The sequence below is a fragment of the Tardiphaga sp. 42S5 genome (assembly GCF_034044155.1).
GTDB classification, from domain to species: domain Bacteria; phylum Pseudomonadota; class Alphaproteobacteria; order Rhizobiales; family Xanthobacteraceae; genus Tardiphaga; species Tardiphaga robiniae.
Genome location: NZ_CP139027.1, coordinates 664,870 through 690,148, shown reverse-complemented (window position 1 = coordinate 690,148; position 25,279 = coordinate 664,870). Strand labels below are relative to the sequence as shown.

At 61.3% G+C, this 25,279-nt stretch carries 24 protein-coding genes; 12 read left to right on the top strand and 12 right to left on the bottom strand.

Annotated elements, in window-relative coordinates; genetic code table 11:
* The first annotated feature begins 141 nt into the window (after positions 1–141).
* From SFY93_RS03210 to SFY93_RS03200, 3 genes are all read left to right on the top strand, one after another.
* Positions 142–1,137 (top strand): NrtA/SsuA/CpmA family ABC transporter substrate-binding protein, encoded by a 996-nt coding sequence (locus SFY93_RS03210; RefSeq protein WP_320446039.1) that lies wholly within the window; start codon positions 142–144, stop codon positions 1,135–1,137.
* Positions 1,138–1,292: 155 nt separating this feature from the next.
* Positions 1,293–1,910, top strand: coding sequence for an ABC transporter permease (locus SFY93_RS03205; protein ID WP_320446038.1), 618 nt, complete (start codon positions 1,293–1,295; stop codon positions 1,908–1,910).
* Entirely contained in the window at positions 1,907–2,752 is an 846-nt protein-coding gene (locus tag SFY93_RS03200) for an ABC transporter ATP-binding protein (protein ID WP_320446037.1), read from the top strand. The genes SFY93_RS03205 and SFY93_RS03200 overlap by 4 nt, the downstream gene beginning before the upstream one ends.
* Before the next feature lie 43 nt (positions 2,753–2,795).
* On the opposite strand, the gene SFY93_RS03195 is transcribed toward SFY93_RS03200, so the two are convergent.
* The 3 genes from SFY93_RS03195 to SFY93_RS03185 are packed head-to-tail and all read right to left on the bottom strand — an operon-like array spanning position 2,796 to position 5,782.
* Positions 2,796–3,773 (bottom strand): HEAT repeat domain-containing protein, encoded by a 978-nt coding sequence (locus tag SFY93_RS03195; RefSeq protein WP_320446036.1) that lies wholly within the window; start codon positions 3,771–3,773, stop codon positions 2,796–2,798.
* Positions 3,774–3,776: 3 nt separating this feature from the next.
* The gene (locus SFY93_RS03190) at positions 3,777–4,010 is read right to left on the bottom strand and encodes a 4Fe-4S dicluster domain-containing protein (RefSeq protein WP_320446035.1); all 234 of its coding nucleotides are present in this window, start codon (positions 4,008–4,010) and stop codon (positions 3,777–3,779) included.
* A gap of 29 nt (positions 4,011–4,039) precedes the next feature.
* Positions 4,040–5,782: a fumarate reductase/succinate dehydrogenase flavoprotein subunit gene (locus SFY93_RS03185; RefSeq protein WP_320446034.1), complete on the bottom strand. Its 1,743-nt coding sequence runs from the start codon at positions 5,780–5,782 to the stop codon at positions 4,040–4,042.
* A gap of 264 nt (positions 5,783–6,046) precedes the next feature.
* Between SFY93_RS03185 and SFY93_RS03180 the strand changes: the two genes are divergently transcribed.
* From SFY93_RS03180 to SFY93_RS03170, 3 genes are all read left to right on the top strand, one after another.
* Positions 6,047–6,382: a DUF971 domain-containing protein gene (locus tag SFY93_RS03180; protein ID WP_320446033.1), complete on the top strand. Its 336-nt coding sequence runs from the start codon at positions 6,047–6,049 to the stop codon at positions 6,380–6,382.
* A 142-nt stretch (positions 6,383–6,524) separates the two neighbouring features.
* Positions 6,525–7,319: a Crp/Fnr family transcriptional regulator gene (locus SFY93_RS03175; protein WP_320446032.1), complete on the top strand. Its 795-nt coding sequence runs from the start codon at positions 6,525–6,527 to the stop codon at positions 7,317–7,319.
* Positions 7,320–7,525: 206 nt separating this feature from the next.
* A complete protein-coding gene (locus tag SFY93_RS03170) occupies positions 7,526–7,705 on the top strand; it encodes a hypothetical protein (RefSeq protein ID WP_320446031.1) in 180 nt (59 codons plus the stop codon).
* A 351-nt stretch (positions 7,706–8,056) separates the two neighbouring features.
* Here SFY93_RS03170 and sucD read toward each other — a convergent pair whose 3' ends face one another.
* From sucD to SFY93_RS03140, 6 genes are all read right to left on the bottom strand, one after another.
* Complete coding sequence (sucD, locus tag SFY93_RS03165) at positions 8,057–8,941, bottom strand: succinate--CoA ligase subunit alpha (RefSeq protein ID WP_093757749.1); 885 nt, start codon at positions 8,939–8,941, stop codon at positions 8,057–8,059.
* A gap of 4 nt (positions 8,942–8,945) precedes the next feature.
* Positions 8,946–10,142, bottom strand: a complete 1,197-nt coding sequence (gene sucC / locus SFY93_RS03160) for an ADP-forming succinate--CoA ligase subunit beta (RefSeq protein WP_089263274.1) — start codon at positions 10,140–10,142, stop codon at positions 8,946–8,948.
* Positions 10,143–10,348: 206 nt separating this feature from the next.
* Positions 10,349–11,314 (bottom strand): malate dehydrogenase, encoded by a 966-nt coding sequence (mdh, locus tag SFY93_RS03155; protein ID WP_184512450.1) that lies wholly within the window; start codon positions 11,312–11,314, stop codon positions 10,349–10,351.
* A gap of 207 nt (positions 11,315–11,521) precedes the next feature.
* The gene (gene zapE, locus SFY93_RS03150; RefSeq protein ID WP_320446030.1) at positions 11,522–12,706 is read right to left on the bottom strand and encodes a cell division protein ZapE; all 1,185 of its coding nucleotides are present in this window, start codon (positions 12,704–12,706) and stop codon (positions 11,522–11,524) included.
* Positions 12,707–12,771: 65 nt separating this feature from the next.
* Complete coding sequence (gene thpR, locus SFY93_RS03145; RefSeq protein WP_089263280.1) at positions 12,772–13,308, bottom strand: RNA 2',3'-cyclic phosphodiesterase; 537 nt, start codon at positions 13,306–13,308, stop codon at positions 12,772–12,774.
* A gap of 227 nt (positions 13,309–13,535) precedes the next feature.
* The gene (locus SFY93_RS03140; protein ID WP_320446029.1) at positions 13,536–14,243 is read right to left on the bottom strand and encodes an arylesterase; all 708 of its coding nucleotides are present in this window, start codon (positions 14,241–14,243) and stop codon (positions 13,536–13,538) included.
* Between SFY93_RS03140 and SFY93_RS03135 the strand changes: the two genes are divergently transcribed.
* The 4 genes from SFY93_RS03135 (at position 14,242) to SFY93_RS03120 (ending at position 19,283) form a co-directional block, all read left to right on the top strand.
* Positions 14,242–14,982 (top strand): ABC transporter ATP-binding protein, encoded by a 741-nt coding sequence (locus tag SFY93_RS03135; RefSeq protein WP_089263284.1) that lies wholly within the window; start codon positions 14,242–14,244, stop codon positions 14,980–14,982. The genes SFY93_RS03140 and SFY93_RS03135 overlap by 2 nt on opposite strands.
* Positions 14,983–14,986: 4 nt before the next feature.
* Complete coding sequence (locus tag SFY93_RS03130; protein WP_320446028.1) at positions 14,987–17,557, top strand: ABC transporter permease; 2,571 nt, start codon at positions 14,987–14,989, stop codon at positions 17,555–17,557.
* Between the two features lie 312 nt (positions 17,558–17,869).
* A complete protein-coding gene (locus SFY93_RS03125) occupies positions 17,870–18,658 on the top strand; it encodes a Bax inhibitor-1/YccA family protein (RefSeq protein ID WP_089263288.1) in 789 nt (262 codons plus the stop codon).
* Between the two features lie 100 nt (positions 18,659–18,758).
* Positions 18,759–19,283, top strand: coding sequence for a GNAT family N-acetyltransferase (locus tag SFY93_RS03120; protein WP_320446027.1), 525 nt, complete (start codon positions 18,759–18,761; stop codon positions 19,281–19,283).
* Positions 19,284–19,298: 15 nt separating this feature from the next.
* On the opposite strand, the gene SFY93_RS03115 is transcribed toward SFY93_RS03120, so the two are convergent.
* The 3 genes from SFY93_RS03115 to acnA form a co-directional block, all read right to left on the bottom strand.
* On the bottom strand, positions 19,299–19,673 hold the full coding sequence (locus SFY93_RS03115; RefSeq protein WP_320446026.1) for a DUF2794 domain-containing protein: 375 nt from the start codon (positions 19,671–19,673) through the stop codon (positions 19,299–19,301).
* Positions 19,674–20,110: 437 nt separating this feature from the next.
* Positions 20,111–20,863, bottom strand: coding sequence for a DUF1223 domain-containing protein (locus SFY93_RS03110; RefSeq protein WP_320446025.1), 753 nt, complete (start codon positions 20,861–20,863; stop codon positions 20,111–20,113).
* A 167-nt stretch (positions 20,864–21,030) separates the two neighbouring features.
* Positions 21,031–23,751, bottom strand: coding sequence for an aconitate hydratase AcnA (gene acnA, locus SFY93_RS03105; RefSeq protein WP_320446024.1), 2,721 nt, complete (start codon positions 23,749–23,751; stop codon positions 21,031–21,033).
* Between the two features lie 230 nt (positions 23,752–23,981).
* Here acnA and ccmA point away from each other — a divergent pair, with 230 nt between their 5' ends.
* Together ccmA and ccmB are read left to right on the top strand one after the other, a co-directional pair.
* Positions 23,982–24,584 carry a heme ABC exporter ATP-binding protein CcmA gene (gene ccmA, locus SFY93_RS03100; protein WP_320446023.1) on the top strand — a complete coding sequence of 201 codons (603 nt, stop codon included), beginning with the start codon at positions 23,982–23,984 and terminating at the stop codon, positions 24,582–24,584.
* Complete coding sequence (gene ccmB, locus SFY93_RS03095) at positions 24,581–25,249, top strand: heme exporter protein CcmB (RefSeq protein ID WP_089263299.1); 669 nt, start codon at positions 24,581–24,583, stop codon at positions 25,247–25,249. The genes ccmA and ccmB overlap by 4 nt, the downstream gene beginning before the upstream one ends.
* Positions 25,250–25,279: the final 30 nt, after the last annotated feature.

Below are 25,279 nucleotides of genomic sequence, written 5' to 3'. Positions count from 1 at the left end.
CCGCTTAAATTGGCGCGTCAGCGCTTCCTTTGTGCATCGGCTCGCGCTTCTTCATGTCAACGATGTGGATTAATTGCTTTGAGTTTTCTTCTCGCTAAATAAATTATCCCGACATCAAACTCGAGTGTTCGGAGGCTGGGTATGTTGAACGCTAGATCGGCTGCTTTCACCGCTGCGATGCTGCTAACGTACGTCTTTCACCCCGGTCAGGCGCATGCCGAGCTGCTCAAGGCCAGGCTTGCGCAGAACCTGGGGCCAATATCCGGAATTGTGATCGTTGCGAAGGAGAAGGGATTCTTCGAAAAACGAGGTCTCGACATCTCGGTCACCAATTTCACCTCCGGAAAACAGTGTCTCGACACGGTGGCTGGCGGAGGTGCCGACATTGCCACGACCGCGGAGGCGCCCGTCACGGCGGCCGCGATGGCCGCACAGCCCATCGCGTTTCTGGCGCGCATGGAATATTCCGACCTCAAGACCGTGGTTGCCAGCAAGGCCGGCATCAAGAGCAAGGCCGATCTAAAAGGCAAGAGGATCGCCTTCACGGCCGGCACCGGCAGCGAGGTCTACACCTCGGCTTTGCTGAGCAGAGCCGGGCTGAAGAAGGATGATGTCACGCTCGTCAATTTGCGACCCCAGGAAATGCTGCCGGCGCTTGTTGCCGGCAGCATCGATGCATTCGACACTTGGGAGCCGCATATCGCCAACGCCAAGAAGACGTTGGGCGCGGATGTTGCCGAGATCGACACCAAGGGCATCTATTCAGAAACCTTCAACATCGTCGTGATGCAGGACTATCTTGCCAAGAACGGCCCGCTGGTGGAGAAATTCCTCGCCGCTGCGATCGATGCAGAAACCTGGATGAAGGCGAACCCCGAGGAGGCGATTACGGTCGTCGCGAAGGCCGTTGGGATCAAGCGTGAGGATCTGGCGCCGATCTGGTCCGACTACGTCTATCGCCTGACCCTCGACGACAAGCAGATCGATACTCTCAAGACCCATGCGGCGTGGCGGCTCGAAACCGGTAATCATCCGCCAGGCGCGGCGATGCCCGATTTTCTCAAGATTCTGTCGCCAGGGCCTTTGAAGAGTATTGATGCCAAGCGGGTTACCTATTCGAACCAGCCCGGCGGTTAAAGAACGTTGCCATGACAATCAGGCAAGCGCAACGGCTCAACACGACGATCTCGATCCTCTCGATTCCGCTGTTCTTTCTGGTATGGGAGCTGGTTTCCAGATCGCATATCGTGAACATTATCTTGTTTCCGCCGCCCTCGGTGGTTGCGGTCGCGATGATCGAGTGGATCAGGAGCGGACAGTTCGCAATTGATCTCGCCGTAAGCGTCTGCCGTGTCGTCATCGGCTTCGTTCTGGGCGCGTCGATCGGGGTTCTGCTTGGTGTGTTGACCGGCCAGTTCCAGTTGATCTCCAGTTTCCTTTCACCGATCTTTCATATCCTGCGACCCATCCCACCGATTGCCTTTGTCCCGATCGTCATCCTTTGGTTTGGCTTGTCCGAAACTGGAAAGATATTTCTTGTTTTCTGGGGGGTCTTCTTCACAGTCTGGCTGACCACGCATATCGGCGTGCAGAAGATCGATCGCGGCTTGATCCGCGCCGCGCGCATGCTGGGTACCACGAAGCGCCGGATGCTCAGTGAGATCGTGCTGTTGGGCGCGCTGCCCTACATCGCCGTCGGGCTGCGCACCGCGGTCAGCATCTCGTTCTACACGCTTGTGGCGGCGGAGCTGGCCGGCTCTTTTGCCGGCATTGTCTACCGCATCGAAATTGCCCAACAGAATCTGCAGACCGGGCAGGTGATGGGCGGGCTGATCGCGCTGGGCGCAGTGTCCTTCATTGCCGATCGCAGCTTTGCTGCAGCGACGCAGCGATTGGTCTGGTGGCGATGACGGTGTCCCTTGTCTCCAATCGCGCGAAGATCGACAGCCATCCGATCTCTGCCCAGGTCGAGATCGATGTCGTCGACGTCAGTATCATCTTCGACTCTCCCAAGGGACAGGTGATCGCCGCCGACCGCGTGTCCTTCCAGATCATGCGCGGCGAATTCGTCTGCCTGCTCGGCCCGTCCGGCTGCGGCAAGTCGACCGTATTGAATACGATCGCCGGCTTCGAGACGCCTTATTCCGGCTCGGTCAGTGTCGGTGGCCTGCCGGTGACCGGCCCCGGCCCCGATCGCGGGATGGTGTTTCAGCAGCCGCATCTGTTTCCGTGGAAGTCGGTCCGCGCCAATATCGCGCACGGACCCAGCATGCTCGGTAAGACGTCCAGGGAGGCCCGCGCGATTGCGGACGATCTGATCGCCATGATCGGCCTGACGAAATTTGCCGACGCCTATCCGCACACGTTATCGGGCGGCATGCAGCAACGCGTTGCCATCGCCCGCGCGCTGGCTAACCGGCCCGCTGTGCTGCTGATGGACGAGCCCTTCGGCGCACTCGATGCTCAGACCCGCATCGTCATGCAGGAGAGTCTGCTCGCCCTCTGGGAGCAGGTCGGCACCACCATCGTCTTCGTCACCCATGATATCGATGAAGCGATCTTCCTGGCCGACCGGGTGTTGCTCATGAGCGCCGGACCCGGCCGTATCCTGCGCGACCTCCGCATCGACTTGCCGCGGCCGCGAACCAGCGAGGTTGTGCTCGACCACGCTTATATCAGCTTGAAGAAAGAGTGCCTCGATCTGATCCGCACCGAAAGCCAGCGCTCCTTCGAGCAGCAGGCGATCAGCTAGGCGTCACGCAACGAGCGCCAGCCGCGTGACCGAGAAGCCTTTGTCAGGATCCGGTGGCGCTCTGGTTGGCGAGGATGCGCTGCATCGCCCAGCGCGCGTTCTTGCGAACTTCCGGATCAGCGTCGTTGGCGATCGGTTCAAGGAACTTCAGCCCGGCGAGATCGGCGATCTCTCCGAGTGCCGCCGCCCCTTCCTTGCGAAGGTTGGCCTGGCTGTGGCCGATGCACGCGCCGATCGCGGACACTGCCCGCACCACCCTCATCTTGCCGAGGCTGCGCACTGCCTTCAGTCGCACCTGCCAGTAGTCGTCCGTGGTCGCCTGGATCAGCGCGTCCGCGGCCTGGATGCCGTTGACATTGGTGCCGAGCGTTTCGGCGGCAATCTCGCGCACCATCCAGTCGGTGTCGGACAGCGCGCGGGTGATCGATTCCGTCGCCGGCTTGACGTGCGAAAAGGCCAGTGCGCTGACCGCGGCGCGGCGCACGTGTGGATCGCCGTCGGAGGTCGCCGAGGTCAAGGCAGGGATGGACCCCTCCAGTTTGAGAAAGCCGATCACGCCGATCGCCTGCACCCGCACCGACGCATCGACATCGCGAAGCGCATCGAGCGCGGGTTTGAGGGAATCCTTGCGGCGCAATTCCTTCAACGCCCGTAGCGTTGCCATACGCACGAAGGCATGTGGATGACTGACTAGCGGCAGGATTGCGTCGGCGCTGGCCGGATCCTTCAATTCCGCCATGCCATCTGCGGCAGCCGTCGCCACCGCATGCTCGTGATCGACAACGACCTTGGCCAAGGCCGCGGCAGCTTCCGGCCCATCGAATTCACCGAGCGCCAGCGCCACCTGCTGACGCACGCCGGCGTCGGGATCGTCGGTCATTCCCGCAAGATACGCGACAGCGGCCGGATCGCCGGAATGGCCGAGTGCAATGATGGCGACGCGACGCTCGCCAGGATCAGCCGCATGCAGGCGATCGTCGACGTCATCGACGTCGTCATAGGCTTCAAACGGGTCCGCCATGGCTCACCTCAGGAGATAGGGGATGTTGACCTTGACCGCGCCGGTCGGGCAGTCGGCTTCGCACGGCATGCAGTACCAGCATTCATCATAGGCCATGAAGGCCTTGCCGGTCATGTCGCTGATGCGCAGCACGTCAAGCGGACAAACATCGACGCAGACGGTGCAACCCTTGTCGGCAATGCACTTGGCTTCGTCGACCACGACCGGAACAGACGTTTCATAACTGGCGAGAGGCATCGTTCGACTCCTTGAAATTGTTGCGGGCGTCAAGCGCTGGCGCGGATTCGCTGTTTGTCATAGAGGTCCTTCTCATCGTCGGCGATCGGGACGATATAGGGCTCGACGGCACGCTTCTCGCTGCTCATCTTGCCATCCTTCTTGCTCAGCAGCGTATGGCAGAACCAGTCGGCATCGTTCTTCTCAGGATAGTCCGTGCGCAGGTGGTAGAGGCCCCAGCGGCTTTCAGTGCGATACAATGAGGCGTGCGCGGCCATGTCCGCGCAATCGAGGATCGACTGGGATTCGAGTGCGCGCAGCAACTCATGAGCATTGCGCGCGATCATCTGGGTTTCCATGTCCTCGCGTACTTCGCCAAGGCGCTTCTGCCCGATTTCAAATTTCCGCGTGACCTTCGGCGGCTGCAGGTAATCGTTGACGAGACGGCGCGTCTTGTACTCGATCTGGTTCGGCGGAATGCCGTCCTCGCGCTTGGTCGGCGCGAGTACGCGGTCGCGCTCCAGCGCGACGTCGGCGGCGTCGAACGCGGCGAAGTCGGTATTGTCTGCATATTCCATGGCATGCTCACCGGCCACCGAACCATTGGTAAAGGCGCCGAGCATATAGTTATGCGGCACGCTGGCCATGTCGCCCGCGGCATAGAGGCCGGGCACCGTGGTGCGGGCGAATTCGTCAACGAATACGCCGGATGCGCTATGGCCGGAGCAGAAGCCGATCTCAGAGATGTGCATCTCGATCGGCTCGCTGCGATAATCAGTGGTGCGTCCCTCATGGAAAATTCCGCGGGTCGGCCGCTCGACCTTGTGCAGCGTAGTTTCGATCTCGCTGATAGTATCTTCGTGCAGGTGGTTGAGCTGCAGGAACACCGGTCCCTTGCCGGACTGCAATTCGTTGTAGAATTCGAGCATCATCTGGCCAGACCAGTAATCGCATTCGATGAAGCGCGCGCCTTCGTTGTTGGCTGTGAAGGCGCCGTAGGGCCCGGCGACATAGGCACAGGCCGGGCCGTTGTAATCCTTGATCAGTGGATTGATCTGAAAGCATTCGAGGTTCGCGAGCGCCGCGCCGGCGTGATAGGCCATCGCATAGCCGTCGCCGGAATTGGCGGCGTTCTCATAGGTGCCGAACATGTAGCCGGAGGTCGGCAGGCCGAGGCGGCCGGCGGCGCCCATGCACAGGATCACCGCCTTCGCCTTGATCACGAGGATCTCTGCCGTGCGGGTGTTGACGCTGACGGCGCCGGCGATACGGCCGTCGCTGCTCTTCAGCAGGCGCGTCGCCATGTAGCGGTTGGAAATCAGGATGCGGGCGCGGCGCAACTGGCGATAGATCGCCTTTTTGACGGTCTCGCCATTGGGCATCGGCAGCACATAGGTGCCGATGTGATGCACCTTCTTGACCGCGTAGTCGCCGTTCTCATTTTTCAGGAAGCGGATGCCGAAACTATCGAGTTCCTCGATGATCGAGTAGCACTTCTCGGCATATTTATAGACGGCCTTCTGGTCGACGATGCCGTCATTGGCGATGGTGATTTCCTTGGTGTACTGCTCCGGCGTCGCGTAGCCAGGGATCACCGCGTTGTTGAGTCCGTCCATGCCCATGGAGATGGCACCGGAGCGCTTCACATTGGCTTTTTCCAGCAGCACGACATTGGCCTTCGGATTCTTCAGCTTTGCCTTCAGCGCCGCCATCGGCCCCGCAGTTCCGCCGCCGATCACCAGGACGTCGCAGGATACTTCAGAAAGGCCGTCGACAATTTCGTCCATCGCCATCGCTCGATCCTTTGCCTCGTTCGGAGCAAATTCCATTCCGGCATTGCGGAAACGGCTCCGGGGTCAGGATAGACAGGCGGGCCCAGCGTGATAGCAATTAGTTGTCAGCGGGAAGGAAACAATGACCTTTCCGGTCTCGCGCCAGAGTTGAACATAGCATCTCGGCGTTATGGGAGCCTTAGGGGCAATGCTGTCAGTTCCGGCAATTAATTGCTCTGAGGCACCTGCAGATGATGATCGAGTGCTGACGTCGGAGATATTGTCATGGCACAGTCTGCTACACCTTCAGCTCTCGTAGCGTCGATCGGTGTGGAACCCACGCAGATTTCCGTCAGCGACGATCTCAGCTTTCTTGATCTTGCTTTTGCGGAAGGTGATGCGATCCGGCTCTCGGCCAAGCGTCTGCGCAGTGCATGCAAGTGCGCGCATTGCCTGCGTGCGCGGATTGAAGGAGTATTTCCGAACAAGTTCGACAGTATCGCAATCGCGCTGGTTGCGCCGATCGGCGGTTACGCAATCAACATTGCGTTCTCGGACGGGCATGCGCGCGGAATTTATCCGTGGGCCTTTCTGCTCGACCTGAACGAAGCCGGGACCTGACAGAACTTGGCCTGACTGAAAGCGCTTATTCTTTTCTCCAATTCCCCCTTGAGGCGGTCGGAAGCTGCTTCAAACGCCGCGGACTTTGGATTGGCACAAGGCTTGCTCCGCATTTAGACTGATTTTAAGTCTGGAGCGCACGATGCAAATTTATGCGGCGATCAATGCGACATCAAATCAGGGAACCACGGCGCCGCCGGTCGTGATACCGGCAGCGGCGAGCGGGCAGTCACTGTTGCTCACAGAAAGCGCGCGATCGCTCGGCGGTTCACCCTCATTGTTGTTCGATACATTGTCGCTGCGGGAGCGCGAGACCGTACTCAAGCACGGCCGGCGCAAAGTGTTTTATCGCGGCCAGCCCCTGTTCAATCAGGGTGCGAAGCATGACGGCATCTATCTGATCGAGACCGGCCGCATTCGCGTCTTCTACTCCGCGCCCTCGGGCCGGGAAATTACTCTGGCATACTGGCATCCGGGCAATTTCGTCGGCGGGCCCGAAGTGTTTGGCGCCGGTGTGCACCAGTGGTCGGGCGTCGCGACCAGCAATTCAAGCGTTGTGCAGCTTCCCGGCAAGGAGTTACGTGCACTCGTGGTCGAAGTCCCCAATCTTGCTATTGGATTGATCGAAGGGCTGACCTTCAAGGGAAAATGTTATTCGGCGCTGGCGCAAATGCTCGGCACCCGGTCGATTACCGAACGCCTCGCGCATCTGCTGCTGCATCTGGTTGAGCTTTACGGGGTAGAAGATTCCGACGGCATTCTGATCAGCGCGGCGTTTACCCATGCCGATCTCGCACACATGGTCGGCGCGACACGCCAATGGGTGACCATCAGCCTCAAGCGCATGCAGGACAGGGATATTGTGACCTCGCGCAAATCGCAGATCATCGTGCGAAGGCCTGATCTGCTGCGGGACATGAAGGGCCTGGGCGACTGAGGCAATGCCTACGGATATGGCTACCCCAGGCCGAGCTGCTTAAGGACTGAGCATCAGATATTTCACGGCAACTAATCGACCATTTGCGTGCGACGGCGTTTGCTCGATCGAAGGTATCGACGAAGGATATCAACGACAACGAGGCCATACCCGAAGCGCATCTCATACCAAGAGGGTCTGCAATGGTTCACAAGCTGGGATATCGGATGTTTTACGCAACCACCGTCATCGCGGCAGCGCTGCTCCTAGCCGGCAAGGCGGATGCGCAAACGACAGTGACGATCGGCATCGGTACCCAGGACACCACGACCAACACCGCGACCGCCGGTGTGATCATCCGCCAAAGCATCGACCTTCATGGCCAATCGCTCGCCGACGTCGTCTAATCATGGTGACAGCAAGTTGCAGATGGAGTCATTGACCCAAAATGGCCAACTCGCGTTTCTCTTCTTGATTGATTTGGGGAACTGCGACCGTGAGATCAACGCCAAAGCTAGGGCCTTGGACGCTCGTTCGATTACCTTATCGGGCGCTCGTAAGTCTGCGTAACGTGTCTGGTAAACATCTTGCGGACTGATCTAGAAAATCTTATATTTTCAATAAGTTAAACTTCGCCATCGCAATCCTTTCCTGGGCACCAGTTGCCGCACCGCCAATCGAACTAGCGCTCTCGCGCAAAACAAAAGGCCCGCTCTTTCGAGCGGGCCTTTCTTATTCTCACTCTGAAGTCGTGAGCCTCAGCCCTTCAACACATCCACAAGCGTGGTGCCGAGACGCGCCGGAGACGGCGAGACGCGGATGCCGGCGGCTTCCATGGCTGCGATCTTCGACTGGGCGTCGCCCTTGCCGCCCGACACGATGGCGCCGGCATGGCCCATGCGACGGCCGGGAGGTGCGGTGACGCCGCCGATGAAGCCGACCATCGGCTTCTTGCGGCCGCGCTTGGCTTCGTCCTTGATGAACTGTGCCGCGTCCTCTTCTGCCGAGCCGCCGATTTCGCCGATCATGATGATCGAGGTGGTCTTGGGGTCGGCCAGGAACATCTCGAGCACGTCGATGAATTCGGTGCCCTTGACCGGGTCGCCGCCGATGCCGACCGCCGAGCTCTGGCCGAGACCGGCCTGGGTGGTCTGGAACACGGCTTCATAGGTCAGCGTGCCGGAGCGCGACAGGATGCCGACGCTGCCGGGCTTGAAGATGTTGGCCGGCATGATGCCGATCTTCGATTCGCCGGCGGTGACGACGCCCGGGCAGTTCGGCCCGATCAGGCGCGACTTCGAACCCGACAGCGAACGCTTGACGCGCACCATGTCGAGCACCGGAATGCCCTCGGTGATGCAGACGATCAGCGGGATTTCCGCGTCGATGGCTTCGCAGATTGCGTCGGCTGCGCCGGGCGGCGGCACATAGATCACCGATGCATCGGCGCCGGTCTTGTCGCGGGCTTCGGCCACGGTGTCGAACACCGGCAGGCCGATATGCGTCGAGCCGCCTTTGCCCGGCGAGGTGCCGCCGACCATCTTGGTGCCGTAGGCAATCGCCTGTTCGGAGTGGAAGGTGCCGTTCTTGCCGGTAAAGCCCTGGCAGATGACCTTGGTGTTCTTGTCGATCAGGACGGACATCAGCTTACTTTCCCTTCACGGCGTTGACGATCTTCTGAGCGGCGTCGTCGAGATCGTCGGCGGGCAGAACGTTGAGACCGGATTCACGGATGATCTTCTTGCCTTCCTCGACATTGGTACCTTCGAGGCGGACAACCAGTGGCACCTGGAGGCCGACAGCCTTCACTGCGGCGACAACGCCGGCAGCGATGACATCGCACTTCATGATGCCGCCGAAGATGTTGACCAGGATGCCCTTCACGTTCGGATCGGCAGTGATGATCTTGAACGCTGCAGTCACCTTCTCCTCGGAAGCGCCGCCACCGACGTCGAGGAAGTTGGCCGGGCTTTCGCCATAGAGCTTGATGATGTCGAGCGTGGCCATTGCGAGGCCGGCGCCGTTGACCATGCAGCCGATGGTGCCGTCGAGCGCGATGTAAGCGAGGTCATATTTCGACGCCTCGATTTCCTTGGCGTCTTCTTCGGTGGTGTCGCGCAGCGCGACGATTTCCGGGTGACGATACAACGCGTTCGAGTCGAACGACATCTTGGCATCGAGGCACTTCAGCTCGCCCTGCTTGGAGATGATCAGCGGATTGATCTCCAGCATGTCCATGTCCTTGGCGATGAATGCGGTGTAGAGCTGCGACACCAGCTTCTCGGCCTGCTTGGCGAGATCGCCCTTGAGGCCCAGCGCCTGAGCCACGGTGCGGCCGTGGTGGCCCATCACGCCGGTGGCCGGATCGACCGAAAAGGTCACGATCTTGTCCGGGGTGTTGTGCGCGACTTCCTCGATGTTCATGCCGCCTTCGGTCGAGACGACGAAAGCAACGCGCGAGGTTTCACGGTCGACGAGCAGCGAGAGGTAGAATTCCTTTTCGATGTCCGAGCCGTCTTCCAGATAGATCCGGTTGACCTGCTTGCCCGCGGGGCCGGTCTGTTCGGTCACGAGGGTCGCGCCGAGCATTTCCTTGACGAACTGCTTGGTCTCGTCGATCGATTTGGCGAGGCGGACGCCGCCCTTGTCGCCGGCCGATGCTTCCTTGAACTTGCCCTTGCCGCGGCCGCCGGCGTGGATCTGGCTCTTCACCACCCACAACGGACCGCCGAGCTGCTTGGCGGCAGCCTCCGCTTCCTCGGCCTTGAGGATGGGCACGCCTTTGGAAACGGGCACGCCGAATTCCTTCAGCACGGCCTTCGCCTGATATTCATGGATATTCATAAGTCGCTCCCGAACCCCGGTTGGTGAACTTGGAATTCACGTCGTTTTCTTTGAACTGGCATACCGTATACCAAGCATGCTGCATGTCAAAGTCGACGATAATTCCGCGTGACGGACGAATTGGCTGAGGGGTTCGTTGCAGTGTTTGCCAATGTCGTCAAATGCAAAACCGGCACCCCTAGGGTGCCGGTGAAGTGAGCTTGATCTTAGCCGAGCAGGTCGGGCGCGATCTTCTTGCAGGCGTCCATCAGGCCGACCACCGAAGCAACCGACTTGTCGAAGCCTTCCTTGTCCTTGCCGGCGAGTTCGATCTCGACAATGCGCTCGACGCCCTTGGCACCGATCACCACGGGAACGCCGACATACATGTCCTTGACGCCGTATTCGCCGTTGAGGTGCACGGCGCAGGGCAGCACGCGCTTCTTGTCCTTGAGGTAGCTCTCGGCCATCGCGATGGCCGACGCGGCCGGCGCGTAGAACGCCGAACCGGTCTTCAGGAGGTTGACGATCTCGGCGCCGCCGTTGCGGGTACGGTCGACGATCTCGTCGATGCGGGCCTGCGAGGTCCAGCCCATTTTCACGAGATCCGGCAGCGGGATGCCGGCAACGGTCGAATACTTGACCAGCGGAACCATGGTGTCGCCGTGGCCGCCGAGCACGAAGGCGGTGACGTCCTCGACCGACACATTGAATTCATCGGCCAGGAAGTAGCGAAAGCGCGCCGAGTCCAGCACGCCCGCCATGCCGACGACCTTGTTTGCCGGCAGGCCGCAAGCCTTCTGCAGCGCCCAGACCATCGCATCGAGCGGGTTTGTGATGCAGATGACGAAGGCATTCGGGGCGTACTTCTTGATGCCTGCGCCAACCTGCTCCATCACCTTGAGGTTGATCGAGAGCAAGTCGTCGCGGCTCATACCCGGCTTGCGCGGCACGCCGGCGGTGACGATGATGACGTCCGAACCTTCGATCGCCTCATAGGAGTTGGCGCCGGTCAGCTTGGAGTCGAAGCCGTCGACCGGTGAGGACTGCGCGAGATCGAGCGATTTGCCCTGCGGCACACCTTCCGCAATGTCGAACATCACGACGTCGCCGAGTTCTTTCAGGCCGACGAGGTGAGCAAGTGTTCCGCCGATCTGACCAGAACCAATCAATGCGATTTTGTTACGCGCCATGGGAAATCTATCCTTTAAGCCCGAAGGGGTAGGGAGGGAGCAGGAAATGCTGACAGGCTGGTTATCCCTTTCGCGGACACCGTTCAAGTCGGAGCCTGCCCAATTGTCGAGCGCCGGCCTGCAATGCAAATAATTATGAGTGAACTGGAAATTGGAATCGCTCGCGAAAGTACCGATTCCGCTTTGATATCGATCTGATCGCGCGCGTCAGGTTTCGACCAGGCCCGTGGTGGCGCCTGACGCCGTGGAATCGCTGCGGCCATGGGGCAGGGCCAGATATGTTTCTGAACCCATCTCGAACAGCCGCGACGCGGTCCGCGCGAATTCCATTGCCTCGAAACCTTCGCTGGCCTGATACAGCGCGTGTGGTTCGCCGGCGGCCGAGGCCATCAGCTTCACGGCATTGTCATAGAGCGTGTCGATGAGAGCGATGAAGCGTTTGGCGGCGTTGCGGTCGCCGTAGTCCATCATCGGAATATGTTCGATGAACAGCGTGTGATAGTCGTGCGCCAGTTTCAGATAGTCTGATGCGCCAAGCGGCTTCTCGCAGAGGTCGCCAAATGAAAACCGGGCCACGCCCTGTGCTTCCAGGGGAACACGCAGCTTGCGACCCTTGATCGAGATATCACGCGACCTTGCCGGTGCGCCGCCCGTGAGCTTTGCCCAGGCCTTGTCGAGCGCGGCCTTTGCTGCATCATCGTCCGGCACCAGCCAGCTCTTTACGCCGGCCAGCTTTTCCAATCGATAGTCTGTGCGCGAATCCAGTTTGCGCACTTCCATATGATCTTCGATCTGTTTGATGAACGGCAAAAACAGCGCGCGGTTGAGGCCGCCTTTGTAAAGATTGACGGGTTCGACATTGGACGTCGCGAAGACGACGGTGCCGAGTTCGAACAGCCGTGCGAACAGTCGGCCGAGGATCATCGCATCGGCGATGTCGGTGACGTGAAATTCGTCGAAGCAGAGGAGCCAGGCTTCGTCGAAGATCGAATTCGCCGTCAGCGCGATGACATCGCCGTCGGGCAGCTCGCCGCTCGCGATTTTCTGGCGAAAATTATAGATGCGCTCATGGGTGTCGGCCATGAACTCATGGAAATGAGCGCGACGCTTGTGCGTGACCGCGCTGGCTTCGAAGAACAGGTCCATCAGCATGGTCTTGCCGCGGCCGACCTCGCCATGGACGTAGAGACCGCGCGGCGGTTGCATATCCTTGTCGCCGAACAGGCGTCCAAAGAAGCCCTGCTTGCGCGGTGGCTTATAAGTGGACAGCGCAACGTCGAGCGCCGCGATGGCCTCGACGGCGCCGGCCTGCGCCGGGTCAGCCTCGATGGCGCCGGAGGCTACGAGGGCTTGATATTGTTCGCGGAAGGATTGCGGAGGGCTGGACGACATGGGGCCCTAACGGCCCCATACGCCCGGAAAATGCAAGATGCGAATTGGTCGAAGCGGATATGCGCTCATGCGCAGAGCGCGTAGGAATCCTCGACCAGATAAGGGCCGCCGCCCGTGGATGCCCGCGACGAGAACAACACGAAGCGCGAGGCGGTGAAGATCTTCGTCGGGAAGTAGCCCCGCACCGAAAGATAGTCGGCGACGTCGCGGTCGCAGGAATCGCGCAGCCGGGCCAGCGTGACATGCGGCGTGAATTTGCGGCCCTCGGGCTCGAGCCCGCAGCGGCGCACCAGCCGTTCCAGTTCGGATTGCAGTTCAAGCAGCGGACGGCTCGGCTCGACCGCAGCGACGACAGCGCGGGGTTTCTTGCCGCCGAAGCTCGAAAGGCCACGCACCGCGACCTCGAAGGGTCTGCGCTCCACGCGTGACATCAGATCGGCGATTTCGTTGGCGGAAACGCCATCAATATCGCCGATGAAGCGAAGCGTGACATGATAATTTTCGGGATCGATCCAGCGTGCGCCTGGCAGGCCGCCACGCAAATTGGCCAATGTCTGGCCGATCTCGGCTGGTATCTCCAGTCCGGCGAACAAACGCGGCATAGTCAGCTCCTCTTTGCCGGGGCGCGATTTTCGCCGAAAGGTGCTGACTACGGTGTGCTTATGCACGCCCGCACCCCTCGGCGAAAATCATGCCCGAACAAACGAGCCGGTGACGAATCACCGATGTCTTTTTTTACCCGACTTCTGTGACTCTGCGAAGCAGATGCCGCGCTCGGTGCATGAAGGTTCCGTGAAAAACCGTCATTAAGGTTGAGGCTGCCTGTTTCTCAACTGCGTTGCCCAGCGATCGTGCCGACAAATGCCTCGACGCTGGGCAGGATGTTTTTCACGACGATGTCGACGCCATCCGCTGTCGGATGCATCGCGTCGGCCTGGTTGAGTTTACTGTCACCGGCGACGCCTTCGAGAAAGAACGAATAGAGCGGCACGCCAAATTGCTTGGCCAGATCCGGATAGATCGAATTGAACTTTTCCGCATAGTCGGCGCCATAGTTCGGCGGTGCTACCATGCCGCAGAGGAGCACGGCGACGTTGCGGGCCTTCAGCCGCGTCAATATCTCGGTCAATGCCGCGCGCGGGACTTTCGGATCGGTACCGCGCAGCGCGTCGTTGGCGCCGAGTTCGATGATCACGCCCTGCGTCCCCTCGGGCACCGACCAGTCGAGCCGCCCGAGGCCGCCCGAGGTGGTATCCCCGGATACACCGGCATTGATCATCTCGACCTCTATCCCCTTGTCCTTCAGGGCCTTTTGTAGCCGGACCGGAAACGCGGCTGCCGCCGGCAGGCCATAACCTGCGCTCAGGGAGTCCCCCAGTACGACCAGTTTGACGGGCTTGGCCGTGCCGGCGGCGGCCGTCTGCGCCGTGGCGGTGGGGATCGGAAGTGCGACCGTCAGCCCGGCGACGACCAGCCACATAAACGTGCGCAGTAGCCCCTCGACCGCCGCAAACGAAGTGCCATATGAAGCACGCATGGATACTTTCATTGAAGCCTCATCATCGGCCGGCGTTTCGCCGGACACCATTTCAATCTCGAACATCAACCTCTCGCTCGGCACCGGCGCCGCGCGCGTGCATATCCTCAAGGATATCAGCCTGCGCGTCGGATCGGGTGAAGCGATCGGGCTGATTGGCCCGTCGGGCTCCGGCAAGTCCACGCTGCTGATGGTGATGGCGGGGCTGGAGCGTCCTGACTCCGGTCAGGTGGTGGTCAATGGCACCTCTTTCAATGATCTCGATGAGGACGGATTGGCGCGGTTTCGTGGCCGTCATGTCGGCATCGTCTTCCAGTCCTTTCACCTGATCCCGACCATGACGGCGCTGGAGAATGTCGCGGTACCGCTGGAGCTGGCAGGTCATCCCGACCCAGCCGGCCGTGCGGCGCGCGAGCTGGAAGCGGTCGGTCTCGGCGCCCGTCTGCATCACTATCCGACTCAGCTTTCCGGTGGCGAGCAGCAGCGCGTCGCGCTGGCGCGCGCATTGGCGCCGGATCCTGCGATCCTGGTCGCCGACGAGCCGACCGGCAATCTCGACGAATCCACCGGCGGCCAGATCGTCGATCTCTTGTTCGCGCAGCACGCGCAGCGCGGTATGACGCTGGTGCTGGTGACCCACGACAATACGCTGGCGCATCGCTGCGACCGCGTGGTGCGATTACGTTCCGGTCGGATCGATGGGCCCGCCACCGAGCGCAACTGGGTCGAGACGGCCTGATCCGATGACCACCATCACCGAGACCATTCCTAACAGCCGAGGCCCGTCGCTGGCGTTGCGTTACGCTTTCCGCGAGATGCGCAGCGGCCTGCGCGGGTTCTACGTTTTCATCGCCTGCATCGCGCTGGGCGTCATGGCCATCGCCGGCGTCGGCTCGATCGCGGCAAGTTTGGGCGAGGGCGTGGCGCGCGAAGGCCGTACGCTGCTCGGCGGCGACGTGGCATTCTCGCTGATGCAGCGTGAGGCCAAGCCGGACGAACTCGCCTTCTTGCGCGCACGCGGTGCAGTGTCGGTTGCCGCAACGCTGCGCGGCATGGCGCGCGCGCCGGACGGCAATCTTGCGCTTGTTGAGCTGAAGGCCGTCGATGGCAGCTATCCCTTGCTCGGCAAGGCGACCCTGGCGCCGGATATGCCGATGAGCGATCTGCTCGCCGAACGCGACGGCGCCTATGGCGCCGCGACGGATACGACATTGATGGCGCGGCTAGGCCTCAAGGTCGGTGACCGCCTCACGGTCGGTAATGCGACGTTCCAGATTCGCAGCGAAATTTCAGCGGAGCCCGACAAGCTCGCCGGCGGTGTCGGTTTCGCGCCTCGCTTCCTCACCAGTGAGGACGCTCTGCGCGCCACCCAGCTTCTGCAGCCCGGCAGTCTGGTGCGCTGGATCTATCGTGTTCGCCTGCCGGACACCGTTTCCGGCGATCGCGCTGCCAAGGCGCTCGCCGACGATGCACGTGCCCAATTGCCGCAAGCAGGCTGGGAAATCCGTTCGCGCGACAATGCATCGCCGCAGCTCGAGCGCACCATCACGCGATTCACCCAGTTCCTGACGTTGGTCGGCCTTGCGTCACTGCTGGTCGGCGGCGTCGGTGTCGCCAATGCGGTGAAGAGCCATATCGATCGCCGCCGCGATGTCATCGCGTCGTTGAAAGCGCTTGGCGCGACCGGCCGCGACGTATTCGCGATCTACCTCACCCAGGTACTGGTGCTGGCGGTGATCGGCTCGCTGGTCGGTATGGTGGTCGGTGCGTCCCTGCCGTTTGCCATTGTCGGCCTGTTCGGCAAGCTGCTGCCGCTGCCGGTGGTGCCGGCGCTTCATCTCGGCGAGCTGGCGCTGTCGTTGTTGTACGGGCTGCTGACGGCGCTGGCTTTTGGGCTGTGGCCCTTGGCCCGAGTGCATGACGTCCCGGTCGCGGCGCTGTTTCGTGATGCGGCATTGACGGAATCGCACCGGCCGAAGCTGCGCTACATACTCTGGATGGCACTCGTGGTCGGGGTGCTGATCGCGGTGGTGGTCGGGCTCGCTTACGACAAACGCGTCGCTGCCGTATTTGTGGTGTCGTCGATGGTCGTTTTCGCCTTGCTGCGCGGTATCGCCGGCGCATTGATGGCTTTTGCGCGCAAATTACCGCGGCCGAGCATGACCATGCTGCGGCTGGCTATTGCCAATATCTACCGGCCGGGCGCGCTGACGCCGTCGGTGGTGATGTCGCTCGGGCTCGGCCTGACCGTGCTGGTGACCGTCACCCAGATCGACGGCAATCTGCGCCGGCAGTTCATGGCAGCGCTGCCGGAGAAGGCGCCGTCGTTCTATTTCATCGACATTCCCTCCACCGAGGCCGACCGCTTCAGCGCGTTTCTCAGGGAGAAGCAGCCGCAGTCGACCGTCGAGGATGTGCCGATGCTGCGCGGCCGGATCGTCGCCGCGCGCGGCGTCAAGGCAGAAGACCTCAAGCCGTCATCCGATGCCGAATGGGTACTGCAGAGCGACCGCGGCCTCAGTTACACCAACGAGGTTCCGCGTGGCTCCAAGCTGGTCGAGGGCGAATGGTGGGCGCCCGACTATAGCGGCCCGCCACTGGTGTCGTTCGAGAAGAAGCTGGCCGACGGGCTCGGGCTCAAACTGGGCGACGAGGTCACCGTCAACGTGCTCGGCCGCGATATCACCGCCAGGATAGGCAATATGCGGTCCGTCGACTGGCAGAGCCTCGGCATCAATTTCGTCCTGGTGTTCTCGCCCAATACCTTCCGCGGTGCGCCGCATACCCATATTGCCACGCTGACCGAACCGAAGTCCGATCCGTCCCAGGACGCCGGTCTGGTCAAGGCGGTGGCCGACGCATTCCCGATGATCACCACCGTGCGGGTCCGGGAAGCGCTCGACACTGTGGGATCGGTTGTCACAAATCTCGTGCTGGCGATCCGCGGTACCAGCGCGGTGACGCTGCTCTCGGCCATCCTCGTGCTCGGTGGCGCGCTGGCCGCCGGTCACCGGCATCGCGTCTATGACGCCGTGATTCTCAAGACCCTCGGCGCAACGCGTGCGCGGCTTTTGGGTGCCTATGCCCTCGAATATCTGATGATCGGCCTGGCCACGGCGGTGTTTGGGGTCATCGCCGGCTCGGTGGCGGCGTGGCTGATCGTCACGCGCCTGATGACGCTGAGCTTTGTCTGGCAGGCTGGCAGCGCGGCTGGCGTCGTGCTGGCGGCGCTAATTGTCACAGTGGGTTTGGGCCTGGTGGGTACGTTGGTAGCCTTGAACCAGAAGCCTGCCACCGTGTTACGGAATTTGTGACCTGTTTTGACACGAAGCAGCCTTTGCACGGGCTGATTCGTGCAAAATGACTGAGAAATCGCCAAGCTTGCGTCAGGCTGAAAGTTTACCCGGTTGCCTGAATGCAAATCGGAGCGACATTCCGCCACGCGTGGAAGCTTGCAGCGAATGTGTTAGTTTACCACATACCCTATGGGTCAGGCATCGAGCGCAGATGACATCGATTTTTTATGAAATCGAGTTTAGTGTCAGGAAGCGCAGATATCTGGGATATAATTCGAACCGGCGACGCGAACCCTTTGCGATCAGCCGGACAACATCGAGGTTTCGACCATGTCGGATCTAGACCGTAACTATGCTTCCCCCTTCGGCCGGGCCGGCGCGCGCGATGCCGCTGCCGTGGACGCCGGACTGCGCTCCTACATGCTGCGCATCTACAACTACATGACGATCGGTCTGGCCATCACCGGCCTGGCTGCTCTCGGCGTGTACATGGCCGCCGTGACTACCGACCCGTCGGGCGCCGCTGCCCGGATCGGCAGCTCCTACCTGACGCCGTTCGGCTACGCGATGTTCGTGAGCCCGCTGAAATGGGTGTTCATCCTGGCGCCGCTGGTGATGGTGTTCGCCATCTCGTTCGGCATCAACCGGCTGAAGCCGGCTACTGCGCAGTTGCTGTTCTGGGCCTTCGCGGCTCTGATGGGCATCTCGCTGTCGTCGATCTTCCTGGTGTACACGCACACGTCGATCGTGCGGGTGTTCTTCATCACCGCTGCCTCGTTCGGTGCGCTGAGCCTTTACGGCTACACCACCAAGCGTGACATGACGGGCATGGGCTCGTTCCTGCTGATGGGCCTGTTCGGCATCATCATCGCGAGCGTCGTGAACATCTTCGTCGCTTCGTCGATGCTGCAGTTCATCGTGTCGGTCGTCGGTGTGCTGATCTTCGCGGGCCTCACTGCCTACGATACCCAGCGGTTGAAGAACGACTACATCTACGGTTACGCCTCGCAGGGCGGCGATATCGCCGAGCGCGCGGCGATCACCGGTGCCCTGTCGCTCTACTTGAACTTCATCAACCTGTTCACGCTGCTGCTGCAGCTGCTCGGACAGCGCGAATAAGCTCAGAGCATAGAGAAGATCTTAGCCCCCGGCCGAAAGGCCGGGGCTTTTCTTTTGCGGAGGCTTTCCTTTTGGGTCGGGCAAAAATAGTCTCAGCGCCATGTCCGATATTGAAATCAGGCCCGCCACGGCGGCAGATCTGCCCGCGATCACCGCGATCTATGCCGAGGAGGTGCAGTTCGGCACGGCCACGTTCGAACTGATCCCGCCAGATTTGGCCGAGATGACGCGGCGTTTCGAGGCGCTGGTGAGCGGGGGCTATCCGTATCTCGTGGCTGTGCTGGAAGGCCGGGTTATCGGCTATGCCTATGCCAGCGCGCATCGCCCGCGACCGGCCTATCGCTTTACAGTCGAGAATTCGATTTATCTCGATCCGAAAGCCCAGCGGCGAGGCGTTGGCGGCAAACTTCTGGCGCGGCTGATCGCCGAATGCGAGAGCCGCGGCTACCGCCAGATGGTCGCCGTGATCGGGGACAGCGCCAATGCTGGCTCCATCGCGGTTCATCGCAATGCCGGGTTTCAGATGGTTGGGGTGCATCCCGATGTCGGTTTCAAGTTCGATCGCTGGCTTGATACCGTTTCGATGCAGCTCGCACTTGGCGACGGCGCCCGCACGCTGCCCTGACACTCTGCGAATCGATTACACCACCGTCAGCTTGCGATCGATCACCAGGAGCACGCGGTCGAGTTCTTGGCCGCGGCGCAGAATCATGCCGCTGGCCGAAATCACGCTGTACATGCCCTGCTTGCGCGCCAGTCGCGGATCTTTCTCGATGCGATAGAGCGGCACTTCCGACGAGCGGCGGAACACCGAGAACACCGCGCGGTCGCGCAGAAAGTCGATGGCGTAATCGCGCCACTCGCCGTCGGAGACCATACGGCCGTACAGGTTGAGGATGCGGCTGAGCTCAAGGCGGTTGAAGCTGACGACGGGCCCGGCGGCGGGTGATGCGGCGGCTTGGCCCGTCGCCGCGCGATTCTCGGTGGGCTCAGCATCTCCCGGAATCACATTCATACAGCGCCTCCTGTCATATCGCCGACATGATCGCGCCGACCGCGGTCCTCTGCAAGGGCCGATCCGCAGGCCTGATGGTAGAAATTTCCCGTCACGGGAACGTCAGGTGAATCTTATTGCCGCCAAATTTTGGCCCATCGGGCGCCCTTCTGGATTGCGACAAGAAGATACTGCGTCGGGTCCGGTTCTTCCGGTCTCGGATTCCTCAGCCCCCAGCCCCCCGCGGTCGTCGGGATCGGACCCTGCGCAGGAAGTTAATCCCCACTGGGCCAACGCAAGTTGGTCCTTTTCTTTTTTGGTGGATGCTTTTGCGAGACCATCAAGCGTCATTGCGATAGGCGAAGCGACGAAGCAATCCAGCCTTCGCAGAGGGGTCACAATGATGCAGGCATGCCACGCATAAGCGCAGCAGCTATCGAAGTTATCAATCTGAAGACTTACTGTAGCGACGTATAGGCCGCGCCGCGCATCGCGCCGGGCTTGTCGCGCGTGCCGTCTTGCACATAAACGACGGCGGCATCGACGCCATCTCTGGAAATGTTCTCCAGCGGCAGCGTCCAGTTGGCGGCGTTGCCGGTCCAGTCACCGACCTTCAGCCAGTTCCGGACGACATTGTAGTAGGTCAGTTGCTTGCCGCGATTCTCGCCGCGACCGACCGTGATCGGCACTGCCTTCGACACGGAACAGATCCAGACTTCGCCATGCGCTGTATCGGGCGCATTGCCCGATGCGGCAACGGACACGTTGACGTGTTTCCCGGAGACCGACATCGACACCGGCACCGTCATCACGGTGCCTTTCTTGGTTTCGCTGATCGCGCCCTGGATACGATCTACATCGCTGCCGATCACCTGAGTGGCGCCGTTGACGACGACTTGCGGCGTGTAGACGTCGCGATCGCCGCGCATCTGTGAATAAGCCTTCTGCCGTGCGCTGAAACGCGAGTCGGCCAGCGTGTCCTTCCAGCCCAGGTAGTCCCAGTAGTCGATCGGCATGCTCAATGCGATCACGGACGGGTCTTTGGCGAGGTCGCCGATGATCTTGTCTGCAGGCGGGCAGGAGGAGCAGCCCTGCGACGTGAAGAGCTCCACCACGGCCCGGGGCTGAGCCAGCGCGCTACCGCTCGCTGCAATGGCGGCGCACACGCTGAGCGCGCCTGTCCACTGCGATATGCCGCCAAAGGATTTCATGAGGTTTTGCCACGCTCGAGGTGAGACACATAACAGACGGTGTCGCACATTGGTGTCGCTAACACGTTCATGCCCTCAAATGCCAGAAGGCGGCCCTTCATAGGCCGCCTTCTGTTCACTAGCCACTCACTTCGCGGTGAGGCACTACGTCACACCACGTATGGGCGTCAGGCTGCAAGCTGACGCAGCACGTAATGCAGGATGCCGCCATTGCGGTAATATTCGAGCTCGTCCAGCGTATCGATGCGGCAGAGCAGCGTCTCCTTGTGGAGTGAGCCATCGGCCGACACGATTTCCGCCACCATCTGCTGGCGCGGCTTGATGTCGCCGGTCAGGCCGCGGATCGTGACCTTCTCGTCGCCCTTGAGGCCGAGCTTCTTCCACGATGAGCCGTTCTCGAAGGTTAGCGGCAGAATGCCCATGCCGACTAGATTGGATCGGTGAATACGTTCGAAGCTTTCGGTAATCACGGCGCGAACGCCGAGCAGACGGGTGCCCTTCGCAGCCCAGTCGCGCGACGAACCGTTGCCGTATTCGGCACCGCCGAACACGACCAGCGGTACCTGCTCGGCCTGATACTTCATCGCGGCGTCGTAGATCGACATCGCTTCGCCATCGGGCCAGTGCTTGGTCATGCCGCCTTCCGGCACGTTGCCGTCGGCGCCCTGCATCATGAAGTTCTTGATGCGGATATTGGCAAAGGTGCCGCGCATCATCACTTCGTGGTTGCCGCGGCGCGTGCCGTACTGGTTGAAGTCGGCCGGGCGCACCTGGTGCTCCGACAGATACTTGCCGGCGGGTGAGGTGAGCTTGATCGAACCGGCCGGCGAGATGTGGTCGGTGGTGATCTTGTCGCCGAACAGAGCCAGGATGCGCGCATCGACGATGTCGGTGGTCGGCTCCGGTTCCTTCTTCATGCCTTCGAAGTAGGGTGGGTTCTGCACATAGGTCGAACCCATGTTCCACTTGTAGGTCTCGCTCTCGACCGTCTTGATCTTGCGCCAGTTGGCGTCGCCGTCGAACACGTTTGCGTACTTCTTCTTGAAGATCGTCGACGTCACGTACTTCTTGATGAAGGCGTTGATATCCTTCGTGGTCGGCCAGATGTCTTTCAGGAACACCGGCTTGCCATCCTTGCCTTCGCCGATCGGCTCGACCGCTAGATTCTTGGTCACCGTACCGGCAAGTGCGTGCGCGACGACCAGTGGCGGCGAGGCGAGATAGTTTGCCTGCACGTCCGGCGAGACGCGACCCTCGAAGTTACGGTTGCCCGAGAGAACCGCTGCGGCAACGATGCCGTTGTCGTTGATCGACTTCGAAATCTCCGGCGGCAGCGGGCCGGAATTGCCGATACAGGTGGTGCAGCCGAAGCCGACGAGGTTGAAGCCGATCTTGTCGAGGTCGAGCTGCAAGCCGGAATTGGCGAGATATTCAGCGACCACCTGCGAGCCCGGTGCCAGCGAGGTCTTCACCCACGGCTTGGTCTTGAGGCCCTTGGCCACGGCGTTACGTGCCAGCAGGCCGGCGGCGATCAGCACGCTCGGATTCGAGGTGTTGGTGCAGGAGGTGATGGCAGCGATCACCACGTCGCCATGGCCGACATCGAAGTTCTTGCCCTCGACGGGGAAGCGCGCGTTGTGGTTATCCGGCTTCTTGTATTCGGTGGTTAGCGCGGCAGAGAAGCCTTCGGCAATGGCGGGCAGTGCGACGCGGCCTTCCGGACGCTTCGGGCCGGCCATCGAGGGTACGACGTCGCCGAGATCGAGCTTCAGCGTTTCGGTGAACACCGGATCGGGCGACTTGGCGGTGCGGTACAGGCCCTGCGCCTTGGCATAAGCGGCAACCAGTGCGACACGCGCCGATTTGCGGCCCGAAGTTTTCAGATAGTCGATGGTGGCGGCATCGACCGGGAAGAAACCGCAGGTCGCGCCATATTCTGGTGCCATATTTCCGATTGTCGCCTTGTCAGCGACCGACATGGCGTCGAGGCCGGGGCCGTAGAATTCCACGAACTTGCCGACGACGCCCTGCTTGCGCAGCATCTGGGTGACAGTGAGCACGAGGTCGGTGGCGGTGACGCCTTCCTTGAGTGCGCCCGACAGCTTGAAGCCGACCACGTCGGGCAGCAGCATCGACTGCGGCTGGCCGAGCATCGCGGCTTCCGCCTCGATGCCGCCGACGCCCCAGCCGAGCACGGCGAGGCCGTTGACCATGGTGGTGTGCGAGTCGGTGCCGACCAGCGTGTCCGGATAGGCGACCTCGAAGGTGGCGGTCTTCTTGCCGACCGTCATCTTCTGCTTCTTCGTCCAGACCGTCTGGGCGAGATATTCGAGATTGACCTGGTGACAGATGCCGGTGCCGGGCGGCACGACGGAGAAATTCGAGAACGCGCTCTGGCCCCACTTCAGGAACTCGTAACGCTCCTTGTTCTGCTTGTATTCTTCGGCGACGTTCTTGCCGAACGCCTTGTTGTCACCGAAGAAGTTCACGATCACCGAGTGGTCGATGACCAGATCGACCGGGACCAGCGGGTTGATCTTCTTGGGATCGCCCTTCAGCGCCTGCATCGCATTACGCATGGCAGCAAGATCGACTACCGCGGGGACGCCAGTGAAGTCCTGCATCAGCACGCGCGCAGGGCGGAACGAGATTTCGTGCTCGAGCTTGCGCTTCTTCAGCCATTTCGAGAAAGCAACGATGTCTTCCTTCTTGACGCTGCGGCCGTCCTCGTTGCGCAGCAGATTCTCGAGCAGGACCTTCATCGAATACGGCAGCTTCGAAATGCCCGTGAGACCGTTTTTCTCGGCCAGCGGCAGGCTGTAGTACACGTAAGTTTTAGCGCCCACCTTGAGGGTTTTTTGGCACTTGAAACTGTCGAGCGAGGTCATGTGAAGGGGTCCCAATTCAGTTGACCGATACCCGAAAAAGGGTATCGAGACACCGTCGGCGGAGAAGGCCGGTTTGCTTGCAGGCGCCGATTGTGTGCTGCATCAAGTTCCGACTTATAGAATCTTTCTAGAACCGCTGCCATATCGACAATCGTTTGCAGCCCTGCGAAATGATGCAACAACGCCGCGGCGAGCTCTGGACCAAATCAGATGGTCATGGAAGGGTTAAGATGCGGCTCTCGGGGCGCAATTTGAGATGCCTGCGGGGTGGCCGCGAAGTCTTCGCCGGGCTCGATTTCGATGCCACGGCAGGTGAGGCCGTGGCGGTCATTGGCCCTAACGGGGCAGGCAAAACCTCATTGCTGCGGTTGATCGCAGGCCTGCTGGCGCCGGCCGAGGGCTCCATCACTATCGAGGGCGGCGACGGCGAAATGACCGTTGCCGAACAGGCCCATTACCTGGGCCACCGCGACGCCATGAAGCCGGCTTTGACGGTGACGGAAAACCTGACCTTCTGGGCCGACTTCCTCGGTGGCACGCCGGCCGATCCAGCCACGTGCATTGCAGCAGTAGGTCTCTCCCATGCCGCAGCATTGCCCGCGGGTTTCTTGTCGGCCGGCCAGCGTCGCCGGCTGTCGATCGCGCGATTGCTGACCGTTCGCCGGCCGATCTGGCTGCTCGACGAGCCGACAGCGGCGCTCGATCTGGTCAGTCAGCGGGTATTCGCGGGACTGATGACGGATCATCTCGCAACCGGCGGTCTGATTATCGCTGCGACCCATGGCCCACTTGGTATTCCTGCACGGGAGTTGCGCATCGGGGGCGAGGCGTGAGTGCCCTTGGCGCGTTGATTCGACGCGACATCCGCATTGCCGTCCGGGTCGGCGGCGGGGCGCTGATCGGTGTGCTGTTTTTTCTGACGGTTGTCGTGCTGATGCCTTTCGCGCTGGGGCCGGATCTGGCGTTGCTGGCACGGCTGGGGCCGGCGATTCTATGGCTCGGGGCGCTGCTCGCGAGCCTGCTGACGCTGGACCGGTTGTTTACCGCCGATCACGACGATGGCTCGCTGGATCTCATTCTGATGAGCCGGACGCCACTGGAACTCGCCTGCGCCGCCAAGGCTCTTGCACACTGGCTGGCCGCGGGCGTGCCGCTGATCGTCGCGACGCCAGTGTTGGGGCTGCTGCTCAATCTCGACGGACCGGCGACGCTGGCGGTCGCCCTGACGCTGTTGGCGGGCACGCCGGCGCTGACCTTCACCGGCATGATCGGGGCCGCGCTGGCGGTGACCCTGCAGCGCGGAGGGCTCTTGCTGGCGGTGCTGGTGTTGCCGTTATCGATACCGGTGCTGATTTTCGGCGTTGCGGCCTCCAATGCGGCCATCGCCGGACAGTTGTCATTCTCGACGCCATTCTCGATCCTCTGCGCGCTATCGCTGGCGAGCCTCGTGATCGGGCCTTTCGCGGCGGCGGCGAGCCTGCGGCATGGACTGGATTGAGACAGTTGGATGGATCACGACAGGCTGAGA